This is a genomic window from Rhizobacter sp. P2_H2 (genome assembly GCF_056403375.1).
Genome location: NZ_JBFUFP010001843.1, coordinates 1 through 531 on the forward strand (window position 1 = coordinate 1; position 531 = coordinate 531).

The following is a 531-nucleotide window of genomic DNA, read 5'->3' on the forward strand; positions in this document are numbered from 1 at the left end:
CCGGCGTGCACACCGCGCTCGGGCGCATCGGAGGTTCGCTCCGGCAGCTGCAGCCGCCGCCGAGCCGGCTGCGCCGCCAGCTCGACGTGCTGGTGCGCCGCGTCGCGCTGGTGGCGCTCGCGACCTGCCTCGTGGCGGCGGCGGTGTTCGCGTGGCGAGACGGTTCGTGGACCGGCGGGCTGCTGGTCGGGCTGACGCTCGCGATGGCGATCGTGCCGGAGGAGTTCGCGGTGGTCTGGACGGTGATGCTCGCGCTCGGCGCCTGGCGGCTGGCGCGGCAGCAGGTGCTGACGCGCCAGCCGCAGGCCATCGAGGCGCTCGGTACGGCCAGCGTGCTGTGCGTCGACAAGACCGGCACGCTGACCTGCAACCGCATGACGGTCGTCGAGACCTGCGGCGACGACGCGCTGCGCTGGGCCGCGCTGGCGTGCGTGGGTGAAGGGCTGGAGCCGATGGACCGGGCGATCCTCGCGCTGCAGCCCCAGGACGAGGCGGCGCTGCTGTGGCGCGAGGGCGTGCAGCCGCAGCGGC

At 75.3% G+C, this 531-nt stretch carries 1 protein-coding gene; it reads left to right on the forward strand.

The window, feature by feature from the left end:
• On the forward strand, positions 1 to 531 hold a 531-nt coding region (locus tag AC1D15_RS36540), incomplete at both ends, for an HAD-IC family P-type ATPase (protein ID WP_477829939.1).